The 25,160-nt window shown below is 70.1% G+C and carries 27 protein-coding genes; 14 read left to right on the top strand and 13 right to left on the bottom strand.

The genetic code is table 11. The features are described 5' to 3' along the window. Entirely contained in the window at positions 1 to 954 is a 954-nt protein-coding gene (locus ABD693_RS10140) for an NAD(P)H-dependent flavin oxidoreductase (protein WP_344696943.1), read from the top strand. Here ABD693_RS10140 and ABD693_RS10135 read toward each other — a convergent pair. From ABD693_RS10135 to ABD693_RS10120, 4 genes are all read right to left on the bottom strand, one after another. Next, positions 951 to 1,382, bottom strand: coding sequence for an acyl-CoA thioesterase (locus ABD693_RS10135; protein ID WP_344696942.1), 432 nt, complete (start codon positions 1,380 to 1,382; stop codon positions 951 to 953). The two genes, ABD693_RS10140 and ABD693_RS10135, sit on opposite strands and share 4 nt — an antisense overlap. Continuing rightward, a complete protein-coding gene (locus ABD693_RS10130) occupies positions 1,379 to 2,518 on the bottom strand; it encodes an iron-containing alcohol dehydrogenase (protein ID WP_344696941.1) in 1,140 nt (379 codons plus the stop codon). The genes ABD693_RS10135 and ABD693_RS10130 overlap by 4 nt, the downstream gene beginning before the upstream one ends. Before the next feature lie 18 nt (positions 2,519 to 2,536). Next, entirely contained in the window at positions 2,537 to 3,028 is a 492-nt protein-coding gene (locus ABD693_RS10125; RefSeq protein ID WP_344696940.1) for a DUF1465 family protein, read from the bottom strand. Positions 3,029 to 3,125: 97 nt separating this feature from the next. After that, positions 3,126 to 3,323 carry a YdcH family protein gene (locus ABD693_RS10120; RefSeq protein WP_344696939.1) on the bottom strand — a complete coding sequence of 66 codons (198 nt, stop codon included), beginning with the start codon at positions 3,321 to 3,323 and terminating at the stop codon, positions 3,126 to 3,128. A gap of 166 nt (positions 3,324 to 3,489) precedes the next feature. Between ABD693_RS10120 and ABD693_RS10115 the strand changes: the two genes are divergently transcribed. Then, positions 3,490 to 3,654, top strand: a complete 165-nt coding sequence (locus ABD693_RS10115; RefSeq protein ID WP_344696938.1) for a DUF465 domain-containing protein — start codon at positions 3,490 to 3,492, stop codon at positions 3,652 to 3,654. A gap of 49 nt (positions 3,655 to 3,703) precedes the next feature. Here the strand turns inward: ABD693_RS10115 and dksA are convergent, their stop codons facing one another. Continuing rightward, positions 3,704 to 4,165, bottom strand: coding sequence for an RNA polymerase-binding protein DksA (gene dksA, locus ABD693_RS10110; protein WP_344696937.1), 462 nt, complete (start codon positions 4,163 to 4,165; stop codon positions 3,704 to 3,706). 290 nt (positions 4,166 to 4,455) lie between these two features. Here dksA and surE point away from each other — a divergent pair, with 290 nt between their 5' ends. Genes surE through ABD693_RS10095 form a run of 3 tightly spaced genes read left to right on the top strand, consistent with a single transcriptional unit; the run spans position 4,456 to position 7,219 of the window. After that, positions 4,456 to 5,226 (top strand): 5'/3'-nucleotidase SurE, encoded by a 771-nt coding sequence (surE, locus tag ABD693_RS10105; protein WP_344696936.1) that lies wholly within the window; start codon positions 4,456 to 4,458, stop codon positions 5,224 to 5,226. Beyond that, positions 5,223 to 5,558 (top strand): hypothetical protein, encoded by a 336-nt coding sequence (locus tag ABD693_RS10100; protein ID WP_344696935.1) that lies wholly within the window; start codon positions 5,223 to 5,225, stop codon positions 5,556 to 5,558. Before surE ends, ABD693_RS10100 begins: the two co-directional genes overlap by 4 nt. After that, on the top strand, positions 5,555 to 7,219 hold the full coding sequence (locus tag ABD693_RS10095; RefSeq protein WP_344696934.1) for an ABC transporter ATP-binding protein: 1,665 nt from the start codon (positions 5,555 to 5,557) through the stop codon (positions 7,217 to 7,219). Before ABD693_RS10100 ends, ABD693_RS10095 begins: the two co-directional genes overlap by 4 nt. On the opposite strand, the gene asnB is transcribed toward ABD693_RS10095, so the two are convergent. Continuing rightward, positions 7,216 to 9,183 carry an asparagine synthase (glutamine-hydrolyzing) gene (gene asnB, locus ABD693_RS10090; RefSeq protein WP_344696933.1) on the bottom strand — a complete coding sequence of 656 codons (1,968 nt, stop codon included), beginning with the start codon at positions 9,181 to 9,183 and terminating at the stop codon, positions 7,216 to 7,218. The two genes, ABD693_RS10095 and asnB, sit on opposite strands and share 4 nt — an antisense overlap. Before the next feature lie 108 nt (positions 9,184 to 9,291). Here asnB and ABD693_RS10085 point away from each other — a divergent pair, with 108 nt between their 5' ends. The 6 genes from ABD693_RS10085 to ABD693_RS10060 all read left to right on the top strand — a co-directional run bounded on the left by ABD693_RS10085 (position 9,292) and on the right by ABD693_RS10060 (position 15,094). Continuing rightward, a complete protein-coding gene (locus ABD693_RS10085; RefSeq protein WP_344696932.1) occupies positions 9,292 to 10,608 on the top strand; it encodes a UDP-glucose dehydrogenase family protein in 1,317 nt (438 codons plus the stop codon). Between the two features lie 80 nt (positions 10,609 to 10,688). Then, complete coding sequence (locus tag ABD693_RS10080) at positions 10,689 to 11,123, top strand: sugar 3,4-ketoisomerase (protein WP_344696931.1); 435 nt, start codon at positions 10,689 to 10,691, stop codon at positions 11,121 to 11,123. Continuing rightward, positions 11,120 to 12,226 (top strand): DegT/DnrJ/EryC1/StrS family aminotransferase, encoded by a 1,107-nt coding sequence (locus ABD693_RS10075; protein WP_344696930.1) that lies wholly within the window; start codon positions 11,120 to 11,122, stop codon positions 12,224 to 12,226. The genes ABD693_RS10080 and ABD693_RS10075 overlap by 4 nt, the downstream gene beginning before the upstream one ends. After that, a complete protein-coding gene (locus ABD693_RS10070) occupies positions 12,223 to 12,693 on the top strand; it encodes an N-acetyltransferase (RefSeq protein ID WP_344696929.1) in 471 nt (156 codons plus the stop codon). Before ABD693_RS10075 ends, ABD693_RS10070 begins: the two co-directional genes overlap by 4 nt. A gap of 14 nt (positions 12,694 to 12,707) precedes the next feature. Beyond that, positions 12,708 to 14,156 (top strand): oligosaccharide flippase family protein, encoded by a 1,449-nt coding sequence (locus tag ABD693_RS10065; RefSeq protein ID WP_344696928.1) that lies wholly within the window; start codon positions 12,708 to 12,710, stop codon positions 14,154 to 14,156. Next, a complete protein-coding gene (locus tag ABD693_RS10060; RefSeq protein ID WP_344696927.1) occupies positions 14,153 to 15,094 on the top strand; it encodes a glycosyltransferase in 942 nt (313 codons plus the stop codon). The genes ABD693_RS10065 and ABD693_RS10060 overlap by 4 nt, the downstream gene beginning before the upstream one ends. On the opposite strand, the gene ABD693_RS10055 is transcribed toward ABD693_RS10060, so the two are convergent. Continuing rightward, positions 15,083 to 16,096: an acyltransferase family protein gene (locus tag ABD693_RS10055; protein ID WP_344696926.1), complete on the bottom strand. Its 1,014-nt coding sequence runs from the start codon at positions 16,094 to 16,096 to the stop codon at positions 15,083 to 15,085. The genes ABD693_RS10060 and ABD693_RS10055 overlap by 12 nt on opposite strands. A gap of 184 nt (positions 16,097 to 16,280) precedes the next feature. On the opposite strand from ABD693_RS10055, the gene ABD693_RS10050 reads away from it, so the two are divergent. Both ABD693_RS10050 and ABD693_RS10045 read left to right on the top strand, forming a co-directional pair. Beyond that, positions 16,281 to 17,399 (top strand): glycosyltransferase, encoded by a 1,119-nt coding sequence (locus ABD693_RS10050; protein ID WP_344696925.1) that lies wholly within the window; start codon positions 16,281 to 16,283, stop codon positions 17,397 to 17,399. Continuing rightward, the gene (locus tag ABD693_RS10045) at positions 17,396 to 18,415 is read left to right on the top strand and encodes a glycosyltransferase family 2 protein (protein ID WP_344696924.1); all 1,020 of its coding nucleotides are present in this window, start codon (positions 17,396 to 17,398) and stop codon (positions 18,413 to 18,415) included. The genes ABD693_RS10050 and ABD693_RS10045 overlap by 4 nt, the downstream gene beginning before the upstream one ends. A 2-nt stretch (positions 18,416 to 18,417) precedes the next feature. On the opposite strand, the gene ABD693_RS10040 is transcribed toward ABD693_RS10045, so the two are convergent. Beyond that, complete coding sequence (locus tag ABD693_RS10040; protein ID WP_425567295.1) at positions 18,418 to 19,338, bottom strand: UDP-glucuronic acid decarboxylase family protein; 921 nt, start codon at positions 19,336 to 19,338, stop codon at positions 18,418 to 18,420. A 124-nt stretch (positions 19,339 to 19,462) separates the two neighbouring features. On the opposite strand from ABD693_RS10040, the gene ABD693_RS10035 reads away from it, so the two are divergent. Continuing rightward, positions 19,463 to 20,716, top strand: coding sequence for a glycosyltransferase (locus ABD693_RS10035; protein WP_344696922.1), 1,254 nt, complete (start codon positions 19,463 to 19,465; stop codon positions 20,714 to 20,716). On the opposite strand, the gene ABD693_RS10030 is transcribed toward ABD693_RS10035, so the two are convergent. Genes ABD693_RS10030 through rfbA form a run of 5 tightly spaced genes read right to left on the bottom strand, consistent with a single transcriptional unit; the run spans position 20,659 to position 25,096 of the window. Next, positions 20,659 to 21,735 (bottom strand): glycosyltransferase family 4 protein, encoded by a 1,077-nt coding sequence (locus ABD693_RS10030; protein ID WP_344696921.1) that lies wholly within the window; start codon positions 21,733 to 21,735, stop codon positions 20,659 to 20,661. The genes ABD693_RS10035 and ABD693_RS10030 overlap by 58 nt on opposite strands. Then, complete coding sequence (gene rfbD, locus ABD693_RS10025; protein WP_344696920.1) at positions 21,735 to 22,625, bottom strand: dTDP-4-dehydrorhamnose reductase; 891 nt, start codon at positions 22,623 to 22,625, stop codon at positions 21,735 to 21,737. Before rfbD ends, ABD693_RS10030 begins: the two co-directional genes overlap by 1 nt. Beyond that, positions 22,622 to 23,677, bottom strand: a complete 1,056-nt coding sequence (rfbB, locus tag ABD693_RS10020; protein WP_344696919.1) for a dTDP-glucose 4,6-dehydratase — start codon at positions 23,675 to 23,677, stop codon at positions 22,622 to 22,624. The genes rfbD and rfbB overlap by 4 nt, the downstream gene beginning before the upstream one ends. Then, the gene (gene rfbC / locus ABD693_RS10015; protein WP_344696918.1) at positions 23,674 to 24,225 is read right to left on the bottom strand and encodes a dTDP-4-dehydrorhamnose 3,5-epimerase; all 552 of its coding nucleotides are present in this window, start codon (positions 24,223 to 24,225) and stop codon (positions 23,674 to 23,676) included. Before rfbC ends, rfbB begins: the two co-directional genes overlap by 4 nt. Then, positions 24,218 to 25,096, bottom strand: a complete 879-nt coding sequence (rfbA, locus tag ABD693_RS10010; RefSeq protein WP_344696917.1) for a glucose-1-phosphate thymidylyltransferase RfbA — start codon at positions 25,094 to 25,096, stop codon at positions 24,218 to 24,220. Before rfbA ends, rfbC begins: the two co-directional genes overlap by 8 nt. Positions 25,097 to 25,160 lie beyond the last annotated feature (64 nt).

Below are 25,160 nucleotides of genomic sequence, written 5' to 3'. Positions count from 1 at the left end.
ATGCCGCTTCCTGCCGTTTTCGACACGCTTCAACTGCCGGTGGTCGGCGCGCCCCTGTTCATTGTGTCCAATCCGGCGCTGGTCATCGCGCAGTGCAAGGCCGGCGTGGTCGGCAGCTTTCCGGCGCTGAACGCCCGCCCGCAGAGCCAGCTCGACGAGTGGCTCCATGAAATCACCGAAGCGCTGGCCGAGCACGATCGCGCCAATCCCGACCGTCCGGCGGTGCCTTATGCGGTCAACCAGATCGTCCACCGCTCGAACACCCGCTTCGAGGAAGATGTCGCGACCTGCGCCAAGTGGAAGGTGCCGATCGTCATCACCTCGCTCGGCGCGCGCGAGGAGCTCAATCACGCGGTCCACGGCTGGGGCGGGATCACGCTCCACGACGTGATCGACGACCGCTATGCGCGCAAGGCGGTTGAAAAGGGCGCCGACGGGCTGATCGCGGTCGCCGCGGGCGCGGGCGGGCATGCCGGGCGCTGGTCGCCGTTCGCGCTGATCCAGGAGATCCGCGCCTGGTTCGACGGGCCGCTCGCTTTGTCGGGCTCGATCGCGACCGGCGACGCGATCCTCGCCGCGCAGGCGATGGGCGCCGACCTCGCCTATATCGGCTCGCCGTTCATCGCGACCGACGAGGCACGCGCGGAAGAGGCCTACAAGCAGGGGATCGTCGAGGGCTCGGCCAAGGACATCGTCTATTCGAACCTCTTCACCGGGGTTCACGGCAATTACCTGCGCGGGTCGATCGAGAAGGCTGGGCTCGATCCCGACAAGCTGCCCGAAAGCAGCCCCGAGGCGATGAGCTTCGGCGGGGCGAATGCAGCCAAGGCGTGGAAGGATATCTGGGGCTCGGGCCAAGGGATCGGTGCGATCCACGAGGTCCAGCCGGCCGGTGCCCTGGTCGAGCGCTGGAAGCAGGAATATGCCGCGGCGAAGGCGCGGATCGGGGTTTAGGCGAGCGTTTCGAACACCGCGCGCCAGGCGTCGGGCCACGGCACGGGGCGGCGCTCGGCGCGGCTGACCGCGACGTGGGTGAAATGGCCTGCCGCCGCGGCTTCGTCGGCGCCCGGCGCGAAGGCGGCGATCCGGTAGCGGACGCTCGAGCGGCCGAGGTCGGCGACCGCGAGGCCGATCTCCACCTCGCCCGGATATTCGAGCGGCGCGAAATAGTCGCAGCCCGTGCTCACCACGAGCGCGATGGGATCGCCGGCCATCACGTCGAGCAGGCCCTTGCCGACGAGGAAGCTGTTCACCGCGCTGTCGAACCACTGGTAATAGATGGCGTTGTTGACGTGGCCGTAGACGTCATTGTCCGACCAGCGCAGGCTGAGGCGGTGCCAGTAGCCGAATTCGGCGCGGGCGGGCGGGGTCGGCCGGCTCACCAGGCGAGCTCGTAGAGACGGCGGGCGTCGTCCTCACCGATGGCCACGGGATTGTTCACGAGCAGGCGCTGCTGCTTCATCGCCTCGCGCGCGAGCATCGGCGCCTCGGCGCGGTCGATGCCGTGGTCGCGCAGCCGCGGCTGGAGGCCGGTGGCGAGGATCAGCCCTTCCATGATCTCGATCAGCCGGGCCGAGGCGCCCTGCGTGCCAAGGCGGGCGCAGTCGGGATCGAGGATCGCGGCGAGTTCGGCATAAGGTTCGCGCGCGGCCGCCATGTTGAAGGCAAGGACGTGCGGCAGCATCAGCGCATTGGTGAGTCCGTGGGGCAGGTGGTGGATGCCGCCCAAGGGATAAGCGAGCGCGTGGACCCCGGCGACGGGGGCATTGGCGAAGGCGAGTCCGGCAAGGTGCGCGCCGAGCAGCATCGCCTCGCGTGCGGCGAGGTTGCCGGGCTCCTCGCACGCGGTGACGAGATTGGCGCCGAGGAGGCGGAGCGCCTCACGCGCAGCCATGTCGCTGACCGGGTTCTTCGCTCTGGCCGAAGTGAAGGCCTCGATCGCGTGGACCATGGCGTCGATGCCGGTGGCGGCGGTGAGCGCGCGCGGCTTGCCGACGGTGAGGCCGGCGTCGAGCACGGCGATGTCGGGGATGAGCGCCGGGCTGTTGACGCCGCGCTTCTCGTCGCCCTCGACCGTGATGACCGCGACCGGGGTGGCTTCGGACCCCGTACCCGCGGTGGTCGGGACCAGCGCCAAAGGCAGGCGGCGGCCCGTGGCGAGGCCGACCCCCCAGATGCTGTCGAGATCGTCGCCCGAGCCAAGGAGATAGGCGGCGAGCTTGGCCACATCCATCGGGCTTCCGCCACCGAAGCCGATCACGACGGCGACACCGGCCGCCCTTCCCGCCTCGACCGCGGCGAGCAGGGTGCGGCGGCTGGGATCGGCCTCGACCGCGTCGAACACCGTCGCGCGCTCGCCCAGCACGCCGAGCAGCGGATCGAGCAGGCCCGAGCCGCGCACGAACGTATCGGTCACGACGAGGATCGGTCCGGCAGGCAGATGATCGCCGAGTTCGGCGGTGCGGCCGTTGCCGATCAGCAGGCGCGGGCCGGGGTGGAGGATTTGTCCGTGGGTCACGCGCCCCGGACTAGCCGGTCAGCGCGGCGCGTTCCAGATGAGGTCGCGCTCGAGCCGGCCCATCAACGCGCGCGCCGGGCTGGCGGGCGGTTCTTCGACCAGCTGGTCCTCGTCGAGGCGGCGAACGCGTTCGTAGAGGTCGGTGCTCGACGCGATAAGCGCGCGGGCGCCGCCCGGCAATTGCTCGACCACCGCGGGATCGCTCGCGCCCGCATGGCCGAGACGCCGCTCGGGCCGGCGGCCGGCCGTGGCGGTCAGCTCGCCGGTCTCGACCGCGCGCTGGGTCAGGAGCCAGGCGATGATGTGCATGAGGCGCGTGGTGACCTTGAGCGATTCGCAGGCGAAACCGACGCGGACGAAGGGATCGAGCCCGTCGCGCTCGGCCCGCCCGGCCACGTCGAAATAGGTCCGCGCCTCGTCGGCGAGCAGCATCGCCTCGGTGTAGAGGCTCTCGACCAGTCGCGGCGTGATCCGGCTGCCGGTGGCTCCAAGGGGCGTGACGTCGTTCATGCGGCTTCCGTGATAACGCTTGTGCTTCGCATCGGGAACGCCCGCCCGCTTCGGTCCGTCGCTTTGCGTCCCGCTGCGGGACGTTCGCCCCTGCCCGTCACGCGATGATGTCGGGGGTCGAACGGTCGAGGAGGAGCTGGATTTCGTCCTTGAGCCGAAGCTTGCGCTTCTTCATCCGCGCCACCGCCAGCATGTCGGCCTCGCCCGTCGCCAGGATCGCGCGGATCTCGGCGTCGAGGATGCGATGCTCGGCGCGAAGCGCTTCGAGGCGGGCGGTGGGCTGATCGTCGTTCATGGCCTCGGCAATCGGATGACGGCGCGGTTGTTACCGGATGATCGCGGGCCGGTCACGGCAAGTCGCGGGGTTGGTGCGGCAAATGGCGCAAAATGGACGGGACAAACACGCGCTTTCGTGGTTTCTTCTCACGGCTGTCACACCAATCGAAAGGGAATGACACACGATGGAAAAGGCACACGTCGAGGCACTCGCATCAAAACATGCCGCGGTTCAGTCGCAGATCGATGCGGAAGAGCGGCGACCCAACCCCGACGACATCCTTCTCCACAAGCTCAAGAAGGAAAAGCTACGCCTCAAGGATGAGATGCTCGGCCTGACCGTGCACTGATCCGACGGGCCCGCCGAACGCCCCCTTCAGCAGGGGGCGTGAGGCGGGCTCAATCGTCGCGACTCACCTTTTCGACCCGCTCGTGGCGCTCCTGCGCTTCGAGGGTCATGGTCGCGATCGGACGGGCTTCGAGGCGGCCGATCCCGATCGGCTCACCGGTCACTTCGCAATAGCCATATTCGCCCGCGTAGAGGCGGCGGATGGCGGCGTCGATCTTGGCGATGAGCTTGCGCTGCCGGTCGCGGGTGCGAAGCTCGATCCCCCAATCGGTCTCGCTCGAGGCGCGGTCGGCAATGTCGGGTTCGCGCAGCGTGTCGACCTGGAGCTGGGCCATGGTTGCCCGGCTTTCCTCGACGATCGAGTCCTTCCAGGCCTTGAGCTTGGCGAGGAAATAGGCCCGCTGCATCGGGCTCATGAATTCTTCCTGGTCGGACGGGCGGTAGCCGTCGGGAAGGGTGATCCGATCAAACGGTTCCGGTGTCTCGTAAATGTCGCTCAACGCGGTAGCCATCATCCCCTCCCCTGACGGATCGGAAACGACGAGCCTCGTCCAGCATGGCGCGCCGGTACCAACCCAAAGCACACCCGCCACCGGTCGACCCGGCGAATCCCGGGACAATCGGGGCGAACACTAGGCCTTTCCGATACATAGCCTCGGAAGCGGCCGATAAACCCCTGCGGCGCCTCTACTTAGGTCGGCTCTCCTGAACAAGCGGTGAAATTCGGCTTTCAGGTCTCATGTTGCCAAAATGGCGCAGCCGCGGTTGCGTGCGCCCCGGCCCCACCGCATAGCGCTCGGCCATGCGCATCCTCCTCACCAATGACGACGGGGTCCATGCCCCGGGGCTGAAGCTTCTCGAGGAGGTCGCGCGGCAGTTCACCGACGACCTGTGGATCGTGGGGCCTGCCGAGGAACAGTCGGGCACCGGCCATTCGCTGACGCTGACCCGGCCGGTGCGGCTGCGCAAGCTCGGCGAGAAACGATTCGCGGTGGCGGGGACGCCGACCGATTCGGTGCTCATGGCGCTGTTCCACCTGATGCCCGACCAGCGGCCCGACGTGATCCTGTCGGGGATCAATCGCGGCGCCAACCTTGCCGAGGACGTCACTTATTCGGGCACGGTCAGCGCGGCGATGGAAGGGGCGCTCGCGGGCGTTCGCGCGATCGCCTTGAGCCAGGTCTATGCCAAGGAAGGCATGGGCGACACGGTGCCCTTCGCGGCGGCCGAGGCCTGGGCGCCGCGGGTGCTCAAGGAACTGCTCGACACCGAGATGCCCGCGGGCACGCTCACCAACGTCAATTTCCCCGCGCTCGCGCCCGGCGACGTCAAGGGCGTGCGCGTCGTGCGCCAGGGAATCCGCGATTACGGCCGGACCCGGATCGTCCAGCGCACCGACCCGCGCGGCTACAATTATTACTGGTTCGGGCTCGGGCCGTCGGTCGAGACGCCGGGGCACATGACCGACCTCGAGGCAGTGGCCGACGGCTATGTGTCGGTGACCCCGCTCCACCTCGACCTCACGCACGATCCCTCGCTGGCGACGCTGTCGGAGCGCTTCGCGGCGCGATGACGCCGGAACTGCGGGACTGGTATGCGTTCAAGGAGCTGGTGGCGCATGCCACCGGCTGGCCGATGGACACGCTCCACGTGCTGCTGGGCGTCATCCTGCAGCTGGTCTTCGCGGGCCTGATGCGCCGGTCGGTGGCGGACATCCGCCCGTGGGCGCTGGTGCTGCTGCTCGAGACCGCGAACGAGGTCTACGACCTGTGGTTCGAGCGCTGGCCCGACCTTGCGATGCAGCTCGGCGAGGGCGCGCGCGACATGCTGGGGACGATGATCCTGCCGACCCTCCTCCTGTGGCTCGCGCGGCGGCACCCGGCGCTGCTGGCCGGACGGCGATGAGCGGCGACAATCCGCTTCGGCTGCTGACCGGGGCGCTGGGGCGCGAGGGGCGCCGACGGCTGGTCCTGCTCGGCATGCTGACCCTGGTCGGCGGGGTGGCCGAGTTCGCCAGCCTCGCCGCGCTGGCGGCCTTGTTCCGCGACTGGCTCGGGGGCACGGCGGCGGACCTGCCGCGGACGCGGCTGGCGCTGTTCGCCGGCGCGGTGCTGGTCGCCGCCGCGGTGCGCCTGCTGCTCCTCGCCGCCAACCAGCGCCTCGCGTTCGAGACCGGTCACCGGCTGCTCGTCGCGGTCCAGCGCCGGGTGCTCGCGCGCGACTGGCAGGCGCATGCCGAGGCACGGAGCAGCGGCCCGCTCGCGGCGATGGAACTGGTCGAGCAGTGGCTGTTCTCGGGCCTGATGCCGGTGCTTCAGGGGGCAAGCGCTGCCGTTCTGGGGGCAGGCATCCTGATCGGGCTGTTGTGGGTCGATCCGATTGCGGCGCTGGCGGCGGGCGCGCTCCTCGGCGGCCTGTTCGTGCTGACGACGCTCCTCGTCCGTCCCGCGCTGCACCGCGGAAGCGACACGCTCGGCCATGACTATGAGGCGCGGGTCGCGGCGGTGCAGGACCATGTCGGCGCGCTCCGCGAACTGATCCTCGCCGGCGCGCGCGGGGTCGCGGCCGAGCGCTTCCGGGCGATCGACCGGCAGCTGGCCGACAACCGCACGCGCCTCGCGATCCTGAACGGCGTTCCGCGGATCCTGGTCGAGAGCCTCGGGCTGGTCGCGCTGGCGCTGGTCGCGGCCTGGGTCGCGGGACGGCCGGGCGGGCTCGCGGCCGCGCTTCCGACGCTCGGCGCGCTGGCGCTCGGCGCGCAGCGCCTCCTCCCCCAGCTCCAGGCGGTGAGCGCGGCGGTCAACAGCTGGCGCGCCACGCGCGGCGTGCAACAGCGGCTGGCGGCAATGCTCGCGGGACCCGACCTCGACGGCACGGCGCGCCCGACGCCCCTGCCCTTCACCGACGACATCGCGCTCGAGGACGTGTCCTTCGCCTATCAGGGCCGGGCGCAACCGGTGCTCGAGGGCGTGTCCCTCACCATCCGCAAGGGCGAAAGGGTGGCGCTGGTCGGGCGGAGCGGCAGCGGCAAGAGCACGCTTGCCGACCTCGTCATGGGGCTGCTCGCGCCCGATCGCGGTCGGCTCCTGGTCGATGGCGTTGCGCTCGGCGGCGGGAATATCGAGGCGTGGCAGCGCAACGTGGCGCATGTGCCGCAGGCGCCGTTCCTCGCCGACGACAGCATCGCGCGCAACATCGCCTTCATGGACGACGCGCCCGACTATGTCCGGATCGTGCAGGCCGCGCGGCAGGTGGGCTTGCACGAACTGATCAGCGGATTGCCGCGTGGCTACGAGACGCGGGTGGGCGAGCGCGGGCAATTGCTGTCGGGCGGGCAAAGGCAGCGGCTGGCGCTGGCCCGCGCGCTCTATGCGCCGGCGCCGCTGCTGGTGCTCGACGAGGCGACCAGCGCGCTCGATCCGCAGTCCGAAGCGCATGTGCTGGCGGCGCTCGACGCGCTGCAGGCGGCGGGGACGACCCTGCTCCTCATCGCCCATCGGCCGGCGATCCTCGCGGGCTGTGACCGGCTGGTTCGCCTCGAGGGCGGGCGCGCGGTCGAGGGCTAGGCGGCCGCGCCCACCGCCGCGGTCTGCGCCTCGCGCCACGCCTCGAACATCAGGATCGCCCACAATGCCGGGGTGCTGTCGCGGTGCCCCGACTGGTGCGCCGCATAGCGTTTACGTACGGCATCGACGTCGAACAGCCCCTCTCGGCGGAGGCGGTCTTCGGACAGGAGGTCGTCGGCCCAGCCCTTGAGCGGCCCGCGCAGCCATTCGCCGACCGGAATGCCGAAGCCCGCCTTGGGGCGGTCGGTGAGCGCGCGCGGGACGTGGCGGTCGAGGATCCGGCGGATCGGCAGCTTGCCGCGCCCGTCGGCGATCTTCATGCCCACCGGCACGCGCGCCGCGACTTCGGCGACGCGGTGGTCGAGGAACGGCACGCGGGTCTCGAGGCTGACCGCCATCGAGGCGCGGTCGACCTTGGCGAGGATGTCGTCGGGCAGGTAGCCGAGCGCGTCGCTCAGCATCATTAGTTCGGCCGGGCTCGCGCCCGCGACCGACAGGGCGGCCGGCGCGGGCTTGGTGGCGCCGAGCACCGGGCACGGCTCGAACGCCCATTCGTCGATGAAGCTGGCATAGACGTCGAGCGGCGAGCGCGCGCTGGTCGCGACCTTGAGCCCCTTGGCGATCCGCGCCGCGCCCGCACCCTTGCCGCCGCTGCGGACGAGGAGCTCGAACCAGCGCTGGGGAAGGTTGGCGAGCGGCTGGCCGAGCGCGCGGAGGCCCGGCGGAAGCGCGCTCAGCTTGTCCCACATGGCGGGCCCGATGACGTGGCGGTTGTAGCCGCCGAACAATTCGTCGCCGCCGTCGCCGGTCAGCGCCACGGTGACGTCGGAGCGGGCGAAGCGGCTGACGAGGAAGGTCGGGATCTGCGAGCTGTCGGCGAAGGGCTCGTCGTACATGGTCGGCAGGCTCGGCAGCACGGCCAGCGCCTCGTCCGCGCTGACGTACATTTCGTGATGTTCGGTGCCGAGATGCGCCGCAACCGCCCTGGCGTGGGGCGCCTCGTCATAGCCTTCTTCGGTGAAGCCGATCGAATAGGTCTTTACCCGCGCGCCCGAGACCTGCTGGTAGAGCGCGACCACGGTGGAGCTGTCGAACCCGCCCGAGAGGAAGGCGCCGACCGGAACGTCGGCGACCGCCTGGTCGGCGATGGCGGTGCGGAGCGATTGCTCGACCGCGTCGAGCGCCTCGGTCTCGTCGGTGAAGCGGTCGGCGATGCCGGCGCCGACAACCTGCGGGTAGGACCAGTAAGCGTGGAGCGAGAGCCCCTCCCCGCGCGTCCCCACCGCCGGCGGCCGGGTCAGCGGCGCGGGCGAGCCCTCGATCCGCAGGATCGTCGCGGGCGGCAATTTGAAGATGCCGCGATAGATGGAGAGCGGCGCGGGCACGTTGGTCCGCGATGCAAAGGCGGCGAGCGCCTCGCGGTCGATCTCGGCGGCAAAGCCCGGAACGCCGGTGATGGCCTTGAGTTCGGACGCGAACACGAGGTCGCGGCCGACCCAGCCGTAGTAGAGCGGCTTCTCGCCGAAGCGGTCGCGGACGAGGAACAGCCGGCGCTCGGCCCGGTCCCACAAGGCCAGCGCGAACATGCCGACGGCCTTGGCGATGGTCGCCTCGAGACCCCAGTGGGCGATGCCCTCGAGCAGCGTCTCGGTGTCGCTGTGCCCGCGCCAGCCGCCCTCGGGGGCTGCGCCCACGGCTTCGAGCTCGGCCCGGATCTGGCGGTGGTTGTAGATCTCGCCGTTGAAGCAGATGACGAAGCGGCCGCTGGCCGAGGCCATGGGCTGCGCGCCGTGCGGGCTGAGGTCGACGATCGCTAGCCGCCGGTGCGACAGGCCGATCCCGGCCCCGGCGTCGCTCCACACGGCGCCGGCATCGGGCCCGCGGTGGTGGAGGCGATCCCCCATCCGGCGAAGCAGCGGCTCGTTGCCGGCGCCGGGCCCGTAAATCCCTGCAATTCCACACATGGCGCTGCCTCTAGCGAGCGGGCCCTGCCGTGGGAAGCACGGCTAGTCAGTCGCGTCCGCGCTGGTTAAAGCCCCGGCTCTTCTGACGCCGAATGGAATGATATTGGTATGCGCATCTGCATGATCGGGACGGGCTATGTGGGCCTCGTTTCCGGAGCCTGCTTCGCCGACTTCGGCCATGACGTGACCTGCGTCGACAAGGACGCGGGCAAGGTCGAGGCGCTGCTCGCCGGGCGGATGCCGATCTGGGAGCCGGGGCTCGAGGCGCTGGTCACGCACAACAGCAGCCGCGGACGCCTGAAGTTCACCACCGATCTGCTCGAGGGGATCAAGGATGCCGAAGCGGTGTTCATCGCGGTCGGCACCCCGGCGCGTCGCGGCGACGGCCATGCCGACCTCACCTACGTTTATGCCGCCGCCAAGGAGATCGCGGGCGCGCTGACGAAGCCGGCAGTGGTGGTGACCAAGTCGACCGTTCCGGTCGGCACCGGCGACGAGATTGCGCGAATCCTCAAGGAAAATGGTGCGCCCGAAGGCACCAGCGTCGCCTCGAACCCCGAGTTCCTGCGCGAAGGCGCGGCGATCCGCGACTTCAAGATCCCCGACCGGATCGTGGTCGGCGCCGAGGACGAGCATGCCCGCGAGGTGCTGCGCGAGGTCTATCGGCCGCTGTTCCTCAACAAGGCGCCGATCCTGTTCACCGGCCGGCGCACCGCCGAGCTCATCAAATATGCCGCCAACGCCTTCCTCGCGACCAAGATCAGCTTCATCAACGAGATCGCGGACCTGTGCGAGGCGGTCGGCGCCGACGTCCAGGAAGTGAGCCGCGGGATCGGCCTCGACGGACGAATCGGGCCGAAATTCCTGCACGCGGGCCCGGGCTATGGCGGGAGCTGCTTCCCCAAGGACACGCTGGCGCTGCTCCAGACCGCCGAGCTGGTCGACGTCCCGATGCAGATCGTCTCGGCGGTGGTGTCGGTCAACGACGCGCGCAAGCTGGCGATGGCCGACCGCGTGGCCGAGGAACTGGGCGGCGAGGTCGCGGGCAAGCGCATCGGCGTGCTCGGCCTCACCTTCAAGCCCAACACCGACGACATGCGCGACGCGCCGAGCCTGTCGCTGATCAAGCGCCTGCTCGAGATGGGCGCCGAAGTGGTCGCCTTCGACCCGGTCGGGCGCGAGCAGGCCGAGCCGTTGCTGCCCGGCATCACCTTCGCCGAAGACGCCTATCGGGTCGCCGACGGGGCCGACGCGCTGGTGCTGGTGACCGAATGGGACGAGTTCCGCGGGCTCGATCTCAAGCGGCTCGCGGGGGCGATGCGCGGGCGGCACCTCGTCGACCTGCGCAACGTCTACGAGGAAGAGGAAGCGGCGCGCGCCGGCCTTACCTACCGCGGGATCGGCCGGGGCGAGGCAAGCCGCTGATTTGCCGCGCTCCCGCGCGTCGGGGGCGCACCCGCAACAAGCGATTGCCAAATGACGCGCCCGGTCTATCTGTCGCGCCCATGTCCCCTGACCCTGTCGAGATTTTCCCGGGCTGCCGGCTGGTGCGCTTTCCGCTGCGCGGCGACGCGCGCGGAAGCCTCGTCGCGCTCGAAGCCACGCGCGAGGTGCCGTTCGAGATCCGGCGGGTCTATACCATCTATGGCACGGCGCCCGGGGTGGCGCGCGGCTTCCACGCGCATCATGCGCTGCACCAGCTGGCGGTCGCTGTCGCAGGCTCGTGCAGCATCGTCCTCGACGACGGGAAGACGCGCACCAGCGTCCGGTTGGAGAGCCCCGAGCAGGGGCTGACGCTGCCGCCGATGGTGTGGCACGAGATGGAGGACTTTTCCCCTGATTGCGTGCTGATGGTGCTGGCCGAGGACCATTATGACGAAGCGGACTATATCCGCGATTATGGTGAGTTCCGGCGGCTCGCCGGCGCGGGCGCCGAATGAGCGTCCCCTTCCTCGACCTCGGCACCGCCACGGCCGAGCTGCGCGGCGAGATCGACGCGGCGGTCACGCGCGCGGTGGGATCAGGCTGGTATGTCGGTGGGCCGGAATGCGCCGCGTTCGAGGAGGCTTTCGCCGCTCATTGCGGAGCCGCGCATGCGGTCGGCCTCGCCAACGGCCTCGATGCGCTGCACCTGGCGCTGCGCGCGATGGAGGTCGGCGAGGGTGACGAAGTGATCGTCGCGAGCAACGGCTACATCGCGACGCTTCTAGCGGTGAGCATGGCGGGCGCGGTTCCCGTGCTGGTCGAACCCGATCCCGCGACGCACAATCTCGATCCCGCGCGGGTCGAGGCGGCGATCACGCCGCGCACCAAGGTCATCCTCCCGACCCACCTCTACGGCCAGCCCGCCGACCTCGATCCGTTGCTCGCGATTGCGCGCAAGCACGGGCTTCGGCTGCTCGAGGATGCCGCGCAGGCGCATGGCGCGGCCTATAAAGGGCGCCGGGTGGGCGGGCATGGCGACGTCGTCGCGTGGAGCTTCTATCCGAGCAAGAACCTCGGCGCGCTGGGCGACGCCGGCGCGGTCACCACGAACGACCCTGCCCTCGCCGAGCGCATCCGGACGCTCGGCAACTACGGGTCGCACAAGCGCTATGTGAACGAGGTGCGCGGCGTGAACAGCCGGCTCGACCCGATCCAGGCGGCGGTGCTGGGGGTCAAGCTCGCGCATCTCGAGGAATGGAATGCGCGGCGGGCGCGGACCGCGGCGCGCTATTGCGAGGGGCTGGCGGGCTGCGACCTCGTCTTGCCGCACGTCCCCGACTGGGCCGATCCCGCCTGGCACCTGTTCGTGGTCCGATCGGCCAATCGCGACGCGCTCCAGGCCGCGCTGGCCGACAAGGGCGTGCAGACGATCATCCATTATCCGATCCCGCCGCACCTCCAGGGCGCCTATGCCGACCTGGGGATCGCGCGCGGCCGCCTGCCGATCGCCGAACAGCTCGCCGACGAAGTGCTGAGCCTGCCGATCGGCCCGCATTTGTCCGACTCCGACGTCGACACGGTGATCGCGGCGGTCCGCGACGCGGCGGGCGGGCGATGATCGATCCCGCCGCCTCGATCCACCCCCGCGCCGAGGTCCACGAGGGCGCCGCGATCGGTCCGGGCACGCAGGTCTGGCAGTTCGCGGTGGTGCTGGCCGGCGCGCGGATCGGTGCCGACTGCAACTTGAACGCCCATACGCTGGTCGAGGGCGGCGCGGTCATCGGCGACCGCGTGACGCTCAAGTGCGGGGTCTATGTGTGGGACGGAGTGACGCTCGAGGACGATGTCTTCTGCGGCCCCAACGCGACCTTCACCAACGATCTTCGGCCGCGCTCGAAACAGCGCCCCGAGGCGTTCCTCGGCACGCGGGTCGGGCGCGGCGCCTCGATCGGCGCGGGCGCGGTGATCCTTCCCGGGCTGACGATCGGCGAGGGCGCGCTGATCGGCGCGGGCGCGGTCGTGACCCGTGACGTGCCCGCAGGCGAGACCTGGGTGGGGAACCCCGCCCGCCGCATCGCCGGCTGAGCGGAGCCGCGCCAGTGTCCACCTCGCATCGCCGGATCCTCTCGGCCATCTCGCTGCTTGGCGGGTCGAGCGCGATCGGGGTCGGGCTGTCGATCCTGCGGACCAAGATGGTCGCGCTGGTGCTCGGCCCGGCGGGGATCGGGCTGATCGGGCTGATGCAGTCGCTGGTCGCGGCGGCGAGCGCGCTCGGCGGCCTCGGTATCGCCAATGCCGCGCCGCGCCAGGCCGCCGCCGAACTCGCCGAACGGGGCGAGGACGGGCTCGCCGAAGTCCGCCACGGGCTCGTCCGCGCGACGCTGCTTGCCGCCCTTGTCGCGGGGGTCGGCCTCTTCCTCCTGCGCGCGCCGGTCGCCCGGCTGATCGTCGGCGATCCCGCGGTCGCGCCGGTGGTGGGCGCGATGGGGCTGGCGGTCGCGCTGACGATCGCGGGCGGCTCGATCACCGCTTATCTGGCGGGCATCGGCAAGGTCGGTTCGGTGGCGCTGGTCAACCTTGCCTCGGCCGTGCTGACCACGATCGCCGCCGCGGTGCTGGTGCTGACGATGGGCGAAGACGGCATCGTCCCCTATCTCCTCTCGATCCCGCTCGGCGTGCTCCTCGCGGGGCTGTGGGTCGCGCGGCCGCGGGGGCGGAAGGCGCCGAGTGCGGCAAGCCAGGCGGGGTGGACGCAGGCGCGGCGGCTGATCGCGCTCGGCACCCCGCTGATGGTCGGCACCTTCGTCGCGCTGGGCTCGCATCTCGCGCTTCGGACCATTCTCCAGCATCGGCTCGGGATCGAGGAACTGGGCGTGTTCCAGGCCGCCTTCACGCTCTCGACCACCTATGTCGGCTTCATGTTTCAGGCGATCGCGAGCGACTTCTACCCGCGGCTGAGCGGGGTCATCACCGACCCCGAGCGCGCGGGTGCGCTGATCGACGAGCAGACCGAGACGACCTTGCTCCTCGCCGGGCCGCTGATTATCGGGCTGATCGGCTTCGCCCCGCTCGTCCTCCACATCCTCTATGCCGAGCGCTTCGCCGGCGGGGCGACGACGCTCCAGTGGCAGGTGCTGGCCGACATCCTCCGGATCGCCTCGTGGCCGCTCGGCTATGCGCTGCTAGCGAGCGCGCGCAACCGGCTCTACCTCGGCTTCGAGATCCTCGCCGCGGCGGCGCTGGCGGGAAGCGCCTTCCTGCTCGTGTCCTCGATGGGGATCGTCGCGGGCGGGCTCGCCTTCGTGGTGAGCAACGGCCTGTATCTCGTCGCGGTGGCCGTCACGCAGCGGGCGGGCGGCAAGCTGCCGTGGACCACGCGGACGATGGCCCTCTTCTTTGCACTGCTGGGGCTCGCCGGGCTGGTCCTCGCGCTCGCCCGGGTGAGCGCGATGGCGGGCTATGTCGCGGGGCTCGGCATCGCCGCGCTGTGGGGCCTCGGCGCGCTGCGCCGGCTGCGCGGGCTGCTGGCCCGGAAGCAGGCGGCATGAGCGCCGAGGTCAGCCTGCTCATCATCACCTATCAGGCCGAGGCGACGGTCGCAGCGGCGCTGCACGCGGCGCTGGCGCAGGAGGGTCCGCCGCTCGACATCGTGGTGAGCGACGACGCGTCGCGCGACGAGACCTTCGCCATCGCCGCGGCCATTGCCGACACCTATCGCGGCCCGCATCGGGTCCGCTGCTTCCGCAACCCGACGAACCTCGGCCTGATCGGCAACGTCCTCGCCGGCGCCGCGCGGTGCGAGGGCGGGCTGATCCTGCTCGCGGCGGGCGACGACCGGTCGCATCCCGAGCGCGCGCGGCGGCTGGCCGAGGCGTGGCAGGCGGCGGGCAGTCCCGACGCGGCGGTGGTCTACAGCGACGTGCGGCCGATCGGCGAGGACGGCGCGCCCGTCGCGGGGTGGAACGAACAGGTCGCTCGGCCGCCGTGGACGCTCGAGCGGCTCGCCCGGGGCGGGACCGGGCCGCTCGGCGCGAGCTGCGCGATCACGCCGCGCCTACTTGCCGCGCCCGAGCCGATCGACACGAGCATCCGCCACGAGGACCGCGTCTTCCCGTTCCGCGCGCTGCTGCTTGGCGGGCAGATGCTGTTCGTCGATGCCAAGCTCGTCGATTACCAAGTGACCGGCGGGGTTTCGCGCCAGGCGGCGGCGACCCCGCTCGAGGAATTGACCACGCTCACCAGCCGCTTCCACCGCGCGACCCTGCCCGATGCGCGGGCCCGGCTGCGCGATGCCGAGCTGGCCGGGGCCTCGCCCGCGATCCTGCGCCGCTGCCGGCAGACGCTGCGCGAACAGGAGGCGCTGCTCGCGCTCAGCAGCGGGGAGCCGGCCGGGCGGACCCTTGCCCGTGCGGTCGCCGCAGGGGCCCGCCCCCTCCCCCTCCTCGCCTATCTCGCGCGGCTGGCGAAGGCGAAGCTAGCTCGGTAGCGCCGCCCGATCGATCGGCGCGCCGGGCACCTCGCGCCGCGCCGACCATGCCTTCCAGCGCTGGAGCAGCCAGCGGTTGACGGGACGCTCGAAGGCGAGATGCAGCGCCACCGACAGGACGACCGCCAGCGCGACGGTGGCCAGCGACTTGCCGAGGTAGAGCGCGATCGGCCAGTGGATCATGTAGAGCATGAAGCTCGCGTCGCCGAGCAGGACCAGCGCGCGCTGCTCGAGGAGGCGGCTGAGGAGGCCCGTGCTGCGCGAGAAGACCAGCACCAGCGCGGCCGAGGCCGGGACGAAGAACAGCGCGAACTGGAAGCTCGCCGGGAGGAAGGGCAGCGCGACGATGGACGCGGCTGCTAGCCCGATGGCGGCGCATTCATGGCCGGTGCGGAACGGCTTCTTCACCACCACCGTCGCCAGCCAGATGCCGATGGCGAACTCGATCACGCGCGTCAGCGGCAGGATGTAGAAGAGCCAGCGGGTCGGCACCATGTCGAACTTCCAGACGCGCACCACGGCGTCGAAGCCGAGCGACGGGAAGGTCAGCGCCCAGGCCAACGCAAGGAGGCAGAGCGCGGCCAGCCAGAAGAGCAAGGTGCGTCCCCTGATCCCGAGGAGAAGTGGAAACAGGGCGTAGAAGGCGGCCTCGGTCGAGATCGACCAGGCGGGCGCGTTGACCGTGTAATAGAATCCTTGGAACGGGATCCAGCTCTGGAGCAGCACGATGCTCGGGAGGGTGTCGAGGATCGGCCATCCGACCGGAAGCGTGGCGAGGAAGGTCAGCAGGTGCGTCGGGTAGATGCGGGCAAAGCGGCGAAACCAGAAATCGCGGCGCTGGACCGGCGTCTCGACGCGGCCGGCATAATTGAGCCCGAGCACGAAACCCGACAGGACGAAGAAGAAGCCGACCCCCGCATAGCCCGCTTCGAAGCCGAAATAATGGTGAATGAGCACCATCATCGCGGCGAAGAACCGAAGGGAGGTCAGCGGATAGATCATCGTTAGTTCCTGCGCGTGGGACCCCGGTCCGCGTTCCGGTTCGTCACGCTGCCCCGCCCTGAGCTTGCATGATGCTTAGAATGCGGTGGCGGCAGGTTCAATGTTGCTGGCGCCGGCGTTTGCCCTGCCCGGACCGCCCCGTTCCGCCTTGCAATATCGGCATTTATCTTCACACAGCGCGGCCATGTCCCAGCCTGGCGAGCGCGTGCGCCTCGCGATCCTTCTTCCCAATCTCGGTGCCGGCGGCGCGGAGCGCGTCTGCCTCCACCTTGCACGCGAGCTCGTTGCGCTCGGCCATGCAGTCGATTTCGTGCTGCTCGAGGAGGCGGGCGAATTGCTGGGCGAGGTGCCCGCGGGGGCCCGCGTCGTGGCGCTTGGCCGGACGGTGAAGACCGCTGCGCCCGCGCTCGCGGCCTATCTGAGGCGCGAGCGGCCGGCGGCGCTTTACGCGCACATGTTCCCGCTGACCTGGATGGCGGTGGTCGCGCGCATGCTGCCGGGCACACGGGTGCCGCTGGTGCTGGTCGAGCATATCGATTTCGACGCGGGCTTTCGCGCCCATCCGCGGTCGCGCGCGCTGATGCGGCGGCTGGGACGCTGGATCTATCCGCGGGCCGACCGGCGCGTGTGCGTCTCGGCGGGCGCGGCGGACAGCCTCGCGGCGCTGGCCCGGATCGACCGCCAGTCGATCGACGTCGTCTACAACCCCGTCTCGCTGCCCGCCGCACCGAACGCGCCGACCGCCAGCAACCTTGCCGACTGGTGGGCGTCGGCGCCGGTCCGGCTGCTCGCGGTCGGACGGCTCATCGCCCAGAAGGATTACGACACGATGCTCGCGGCGGTGGCCGCGCTGCCGGAAACGATGGGCGCGAAGCTGCTGATCCTCGGCGACGGGCCCGACCGGGCGCGGCTCGAGGGCGCGATCGCCGCCATGGGCCTCGGCGACAGGGTGCGGCTCGGCGGCTTCCAGCCCGACCGCGAGGCTTATTATGCGCGGGCGAGCGTCTATGTCATGTCATCACGCTGGGAGGGGCTGCCGACGGTGCTGATCGAGGCGCTGATCGCGGGCCTGCCGGTGGTCAGCACCGATTGCCCGAGCGGGCCAAGCGAGATCCTCGACGGCGGGCGCGTCGGCACGCTGGTCCCGATGGGCGATTCCAAAGCGCTGGCGAAAGCGATCGTGGCGGCGGCGGCGGCCGAGCCCGACCGCGAGATGCTGCGCGCACGCGGCCGCGACTTCGATCCGCCGGCCGCGGCGAAGCGCTATCTCGCGCTTATCGGAATGGGCTCGGACGAGCGATGAAGCTGAGCGTCGTCATCCTCGTCTACAATCTCGAGCGCTACGTCGGGGCGGCGATCGGCTCGGTGCTGGCGCAGACCCGCGCCGCGGACGAGATCATCGTGATCGACGACGCCTCGACTGACGGCTCGGCGGCGGTCGTCGCGGGGTATGGCGAGCGGGTCCGCTACGAGCGGTTGCCGCAGAACGTGGGTGCGCTCGCGGCCGCGCTAACGGGCGTTCGGATGGCGACCGGCGACGTCGTCTGCATGCTCGACGGCGATGATGTCTGGGCCGCAAACAAGCTTGCGGTGGTCGAGCGCGAATTCACCGCCGACCCCACGCTCGTCCTCCTGTCGCACGATCACGTCCGCGTCGATACGGAGGGCAAGCCCACCGGCGAGCGTGACGAGACCCACCGCAACATCGCGCGGATCCTCGCGCAGCATGACGGGCGCGAAGCGCGGAGCGCGGCGTTTCGCGACACGATCCTCGCGCAGAAGGGCTATTGGCTGGGGAGCGCCTACGCCTTCCGCCGCGACGCGTTCGACGCCGACCTTTTCGCTCGCCAGCTCGCCGAATTGCCGTCCGAGATGGTGCGTGCGGCCTATCTCGACCTGACGCTCGCGCCATTCCTCGTCCTGACGGCGCCCGAGGGTCATGTCGGCTATGCCGGGGACACGCATTTCCTCTACCGGATCCACCATGGCGGGTCGCTCGCGGGCGATGGCAAGGTCGAGGGGGCGATCCGGTCGGTGGCCAAGGGACGCGCGATCAACCGGCTCATCCTGCACCTGCTCGAGCGCAACGGGGCGAGCGACGCCTATCGCGAGCGGCGCCGCCTGCTCATCGCCGAATATGATTTCCTCGAATCGCTCTATCGCCGACGGGCGGGGACGGCGCTCCGGCACTGGACGAGGCTCGCGGCGAAGCGGTGGGACCGCCATGCGCTGGCACGCGAAACCGTGCGGATGGCGGCGGTGCTGCTGCTCGGCCCTGCCCGCTTCCTGCGAATGAAGCACCGCCGAACGTTCGACTGACGTCAGGCGAGCGCCTTGAAATAGGCGATGGTGCGCTCGAGGCCCTGCTCGAGCGCGATCCGCGGTTCCCAGCCGAGCGTCTCTCGCGCGAACGAAATGTCGGGCTGGCGCTGCCTTGGGTCGTCTTCGGGGAGCGGGCGGCGGACGATCTGCGAGCGGCTTCCGGTCAGGCGGATGGTGAGTTCGGCCAGCTCGAGGATGGTGAATTCGGACGGGTTGCCGAGGTTGATCGGCCCGGTCACTTCGGGAGGCGCGTCCATGAAGGCGAGGAAGCCCTCGATCAGATCGTCGACGAAGCAGAAGCTGCGGGTCTGCGAGCCATCGCCATAGATGGTGATCGGTTCGCCGCGCAGCGCCTGCATGATGAAGTTCGAGACGACGCGCCCGTCGGCGGGATGCATGCGCGGCCCGTAGGTGTTGAAGATGCGCGCGACCTTGATCGGCAGGTCGTGCTGGCGCTGGTAGTCGAAGAACAGGGTCTCGGCGCAGCGCTTGCCCTCGTCGTAGCAGCTGCGCGGGCCGATCGAATTGACGTTGCCCCAATAGCTTTCCGGCTGCGGATGGACGTGGGGGTCGCCGTAGACCTCGCTGGTCGAGGCCTGGAAGATCGGCGCGCCGAGCCGGGTGGCCAGCGTCAGCATGTTGATCGCGCCGAGCACGCTGGTCTTGGTCGTCTGGACCGGGTCGTGCTGGTAGTGGATCGGCGAGGCCGGACAGGCGAGGTTCCAGATCTCGTCCACCTCGACCGACAGCGGCCAGGTGACGTCGTGGCGGAGGAATTCGAAGCGCGGGTTGGTCGCCGCCGCCGCGAGATTGTCCTTGGCGCCGGTGAACAGGTTGTCGACGCAGAGCACTTCGTGCCCCCGCTCCAGCAGCCGGTCGACGAGGTGGGAGCCGAGAAAGCCGGCGCCGCCGGTGACCATGACTCGCTTGCGGGAAAAATAGAGACGGGGCACGGCGGCTTTCGGGACGGGATCGGAAGGCCGTCGCCTAGCCCGAGCGGTTCGGGGCTGTCCAGCAAGCGCCGCAGCGGATAGGCGCCGGCGCATGGCGCGCATCCTCTACCTTTCCTACGACGGGCTTACCGATCCGCTCGGGCCGAGCCAGGTCCTCGCCTATCTCAAGGGACTGGCGGCGCTCGGCCACCAGATCAGCCTGATCACTTTCGAGAAGCCCGAACGTCCGGCCACCGACCGGCTGGCGATGACGAGCGAGTGCGCCGCGGCCGGGATCGACTGGCATCCCCTCGCCTACACCAAGCGACCGCCCGTCCTGTCGACGCTCAAAGACCTCACCGCGATGCATCGGACCGCGGACCGCCTGGTGCGCGAGCGCGGGTATGACATCGTCCATTGCCGGAGCGCCATTCCGGCATTGGTGGGGGCGCGATTGAAGCGGCGGCGCGGGCTACGCTTCATCTTCGACATGCGCGGCTTCTGGGCCGATGAGCGGGTCGAGGGCGGGCTGTGGGACCTGGGCAAACCGCTCTACCGGGCGATGTTCGGCTGGTTCAAGAAGCAGGAATCGCGGCTGCTGCGCACGGCGGACGTGGTGGTGGTGCTGACCGAGGCGGCGCGCGACATCCTGCGCGGCAACGGATCGGTTCCGGCGACGGTGCCGATCGCGGTCATTCCCTGCTGCGCCGACCTGGGGGCCTTTCCGCCGATCACCGACCAGGCCCGCGCCGACGCCCGTGCAGGGCTGGGCATCGCGGGCGAGGCGACGGTGCCCGCCTATCTCGGCTCGATCGGCACCTGGTACATGCTGGGCGAGATGCTCGACTGCTTCGCGGTGCTGCGGACGCGCGATCCCGACGCGGTGATGCTGTTCGTGACTCGCGACGACCCCGCCCCGATCCTTGCCGCAGCAGCCGCGCGCGGCATCCCGGCCGAGGCGCTGCGGATCCGGCCGGCGAGCCGGGCGGAGGTGCCGCAGCTTCTCGCCGCGGCCGATTTCGGCCTGTTCTTCATCCGCCCGACCTATTCCAAACAGGCGAGCAGCCCGGTCAAGCTTGGCGAACTGTTCGCTATGAACCTGCCGGTGCTCGCCAACGGCGGGGTCGGCGACATGGACCGGATCCTCGCGCAAAGCGGCGCGGGCGTCGCCGTGGAGCGGTTCGATCCCGCGGCTTATGGCGCAGCGCTCGATGCGCTCGCGGCGCTGCGTCCCGATCCCGCCCGGTGGCGCGCGACCCTCGTCAAATGGTTCGACCTCGACCGCGGGATCGCGGCCTATGACGGCATCTACCGGGCGCTGGCGCCCGCGACCGAGCGGAACAGCGACACCAGCCGCGGCGCCTGAGAGGCGAGCGAATAACGCTGGGTCGCATCCACGCGCCCGGCCTGGCCGAAGCGCGTGCGAAGCCCGGCATCGGCGATCAGCCGGCGCAGGCCCGCTTCCCATTCGGCCTCGGTCGAGGCGAGCAGGCCGTTCGCCTCGTCGCGGACGATGGTGGCGTTGACCCCGATCGGGGAGGCCATGATCGGCAGCCCGCAGGCCATGTACTGGATGAGCTTGAACCCGCTCTTGCCGCGCTCGAACGCCTGGTCGACGAGCGGCATGATCCCGATCGAGAAACGCTGGACCTCGGCGATCTCGGTCGCCTCGCTCCATTCGACGAGGTCGAGGCCGGGAAAGCTGTCGGGCTCGGCCCCCGCCCCCGCCCCGATCGCGCGCAGCCGGACTCCGGTCTCGCGGTGCAGCCGTTCGAGCAACGGGAGCAAGGGCCGGACATTGGCCCAGGTGCTCGGCGAGCCGATCCAGCCGATCACGGGCGGCTCCTCGGGCGGCGCGGCGGCCGGGACCCAGCGGTCGGTGTCGACCACCGTCGGGACCACCAGCACGTTGTCGCACCACTGGCCGACATGGTCGCGCAGATAGGCGTTGCCGCAGGTCACCGCCGAAGCGCGCTTCAGAAGCCGTCCGAACTTGTCGGAAAGAAGCTGGCGGACCAGCGGCTTGCGATGCGTTTCATAGGCGAGGTGAAAGGCATCGTCCCAGTCGTAGATGACCGGTACCGCGCGCGGCATCAGAGCGAGTTCGATCGACGCGGGGACGAGCGGGAGGAGCTCGCCGTAGACCCACAGGAGGTCGGGCTTCCGGTCGGCAAGGAGCTGCGCCACGCGGCGGGCGTAGCTCTTCGGCAGGCTCGCCTTGGCCGCGCCCTGCCCGTCGACCAGCCGCTTCATGTGGCCGTGGCCGAGCAAGGGATGCCATTCGACCTCGATCCCCGCCGCGTGCAGCGCGGGCAGGAACTGGAGCAGCCGGTAGCGCGTGCTGGCGGCGTCGGCGTCGTAGCGGGTGAAGGCGAGGACGCGCATCAGGCGTCGGCCACCAGTCGCGCCACGACATTGGCGATGCCGCCGCGCCAATCGGGCAGACGCAGGCCGAAGGTGCGGTCGAGCTTAGCGGTGTCGAGGACCGACCAGGCGGGACGCTGCGCGGGGGTGGGATAGTCGGCGGTGGTGATCGGGCGGATGGTGGCGGTCGGAGCATCGTAACGGGCGGCTTCGTCCATCGCGGCCTGCGCCACCTCGGCCCAGCTCGCCTCCCCGCGCCCGGCGGCATGATAGGTTTCGCCCCACCCTGCCGCATCCCCCGACAGGCGGCGGACGGCGAGCGCGAGGATGACGTCGGCAAGATCGAGCGCGCTGGTGGGCGAGCCGCGCTGGTCGCCGACCACGCCGATCTCTTCGCGGGTCGCGGCGAGGCGCAGCATGGTCTTCACGAAATTGGCGCCGAAGGGCGAGTGGACCCAGGCGGTGCGCAGGATGAGGTGGTCGAGCTGCGCGGTGCGGACGCGGGCCTCGCCCTCGGCCTTGGTCCGGCCATAGACGCCGAGCGGCGCGATGGGCGCGTCCTCGGGGATCGGGTGCGTGCCGGTGCCGCCGAAGACGTAATCGGTCGAGAGGTGGATGAGCGGCGCGCCGACGGCGGCCGCGGCCTCGGCGATTTCGCCCGCGGCTTCGGCATTGATTCGGTGAGCAAGGCCAGGTTCGTCCTCGGCGCGGTCGACCGCGGTGTAAGCGGCGGCGCTTATCACGAGCGTCGGACGAAGCGCCGCGATCGCCGCAGCGGCCGAGCCCGGCACCGCGAGATCGACGTCCGGCCGCGCGGCGAAATGGAGGTCGAGGCCGGGGTGGCTCGCGGCGCGCTCGGCGAGGCTCCGCGCGACCTGCCCGTCACGCCCCGTGACGAGGACGCGGCTCATGCCTTGCCGAGCCGCTCGCCCGCATAGGCCGACCGCAGCGGGCCCCACCACCATTGGTTGTCGAGATACCAGTCGACGGTCCGCGCAAGGCCGGTCTCGAAATCGACCGAGGGCGACCAGCCGAGTTCGCGCCCGATCTTGCTCGTGTCGATCGCATAGCGCCGGTCGTGGCCGGGTCGATCGGTGACGAAGGTGATGAGGTCGCGGCGGCTTCCGCCGTTGACGCGCGGACGGCGGGCGTCGAGCGCGTCGCAGATCGCCTCGACCACCTGCAGATTGGTCCGCTCGGCGCGGCCGCCGACATTGTAGCTTTCGCCCACGGTGCCGCGGCGCAGGATCGTCTCCAGGGCGGCGGCATGGTCCTCGACGAACAACCAGTCGCGGACATTCTCGCCCTTGCCGTAGACCGGCAGCGGCTTTTCCTCGAGCGCGTTCAAGATGACGAGCGGGATCAGCTTTTCGGGGAAGTGATAGGGCCCGTAATTATTCGAACAGTTCGAGAGGACGACCGAGAGCCCGTAGGTATGGCCCCAGGCACGGACGAGGTGGTCCGAGGCGGCCTTGCTCGCGCTGTAGGGCGAGGAAGGCTGATAGGGCGTTTCCTCGGTGAACAGGCTGTCGTCGAACGGCAGGTCGCCGAACACCTCGTCGGTCGAGATGTGGTGGAAGCGGAACGCCGTTTTGGCCTCGCCCTCGAGGCTGCGCCAATAGTCGAGCGCTGCTTGGAGCAGACGGTAGGTGCCAAGCACGTTGGTCTCGATGAAGACGCCGGGGCCGTCGATCGAGCGGTCGACATGGCTTTCGGCGGCGAGGTGCATGAGGCCCGTCACCTGCTCCTCGCGCAGCAGCCGGCCGACGAGCGCCTGGTCGGCGATGTCGCCCTCGACGAAGCGGTGGAGCGGATTGCCCTCGACTTCGCGGAGCGACGAGCGGCTGCCCGAATAAGTCAGCTTGTCGAGGGTAACGACGCGGGTCCCGCCCGCGACCAGCCGGCGGACCACGGCGCTGCCGATGAAACCGGCGCCGCCGGTGACGAGCACGGTGGGGGTCATGCGAAGATCTCCGCCTGCGCGAGCAGCGGAGCCGCGACGTCCTTGGCCGAACGCGACCATTCGGACGGCGCAAGTGGCCAGTCGATCCCGATCGCGGGATCGTCAGCGGCGATCGCCCGGTCATGCGCGGCGCTGTAGGGGGCGCTCACCTTGTACTGGACTTCGGTGTCGTCCTCGACGGCGATGAAGCCATGGGCGAAACCGGCGGGAACGAACAGCTGGTTCCAGCGGGCGGCGGAGAGCTCGATCCCGGTCCAGCGGCCGAAAGTCGGGCTCGAGCGGCGGATGTCGACCGCCACGTCGAAGATCGCGCCGCGTCCGACCCGGACGAGCTTGGCCTGCGCAATGGGCTCGACCTGGTAGTGGAGCCCGCGAAGCACGCCCTTCGCCGAGCGGCTGAAATTGTCCTGGACGAAGGCGGTGTCGATTCCGGCCTCTGCGAAGGCGGCGGCGTTCCAGGTCTCGGAGAATATGCCCCGGTCGTCGCCGAAACGCGGGGTGACGATCTCGAGCACGCCGGGGAGCGCGGTGGGAATGACGTCAACCATGGGCGAGCTCGCGGGCGCGGCGGCGCAGGTAATTGGCATAATCGTTCTTGCCGAGGCGGTCGGCACGGGCGAGCACCTGGTCGGCGGTGAGCCAGCCCTGCTCGAGCCCGATCTCCTCGGGGCAGCAGATCTTGAGCCCCTGCCGCCGCTCGACCGTGCGGACGAAGCTTCCCGCGTCGTGCAGGCTCTCGTGGGTACCCGTGTCGAGCCAGGCAAAGCCTCGGCCCATCATCTTCACGGCACATTCCCCGCGCTCGAGATAGGCCTTGTTGACGTCGGTGATCTCGAGTTCGCCGCGCGGCGAGGGCGTGAGGTTGGCGGCGATGTCGACCACCTGATTGTCGTAGAAATAGAGCCCGGTGACCGCCCAGTTGGACTGGGGCTCGGCGGGCTTCTCCTCGATCGAGCGGGCCTTCCCCTCGCCGTCGAACGACACCACCCCGTAGCGCTCGGGATCCTCGACCCAGTAAGCGAAGAGCGTCGCGCCGGTGGCGGGACGCGCGGCGGCCGCAACGAGGTCGGACAGGCCCGCGCCGTAGAAGATGTTGTCGCCGAGGATCAGTGCGACGTCGTCCTCGCCGATGAACTCGCGGCCGATGATGAAGGCTTCGGCGAGGCCATTGGGCGCGTCCTGCACCGCATAACTCAGCGTAATGCCGAAATCGCTGCCGTCGCCGAGGAGGTCGCGGAAACGCGGCAGGTCCTGCGGGGTCGAGATGACGAGGATCTCGCGGATGCCCGCCAGCATGAGCACGCCGAGCGGATAGAAGATCATCGGCTTGTCGTAGACGGTCAGCAATTGCTTCGACACCGCCAGAGTCGCCGGAAACAGCCGACTGCCGCTCCCGCCGGCGAGAATGATACCTTTCATGCGTCGAAATGCCCTTGGTCAGAAATGTTCGCGGCCATGGAGGCCTCCCGCTCGGCCGGAGCCA

This window comes from Sphingomonas rosea, assembly GCF_039538065.1.
Classification (GTDB): Bacteria; Pseudomonadota; Alphaproteobacteria; order Sphingomonadales; family Sphingomonadaceae; genus Sphingomicrobium; species Sphingomicrobium rosea.
This window is presented reverse-complemented; position numbering and strand designations above follow the sequence as displayed.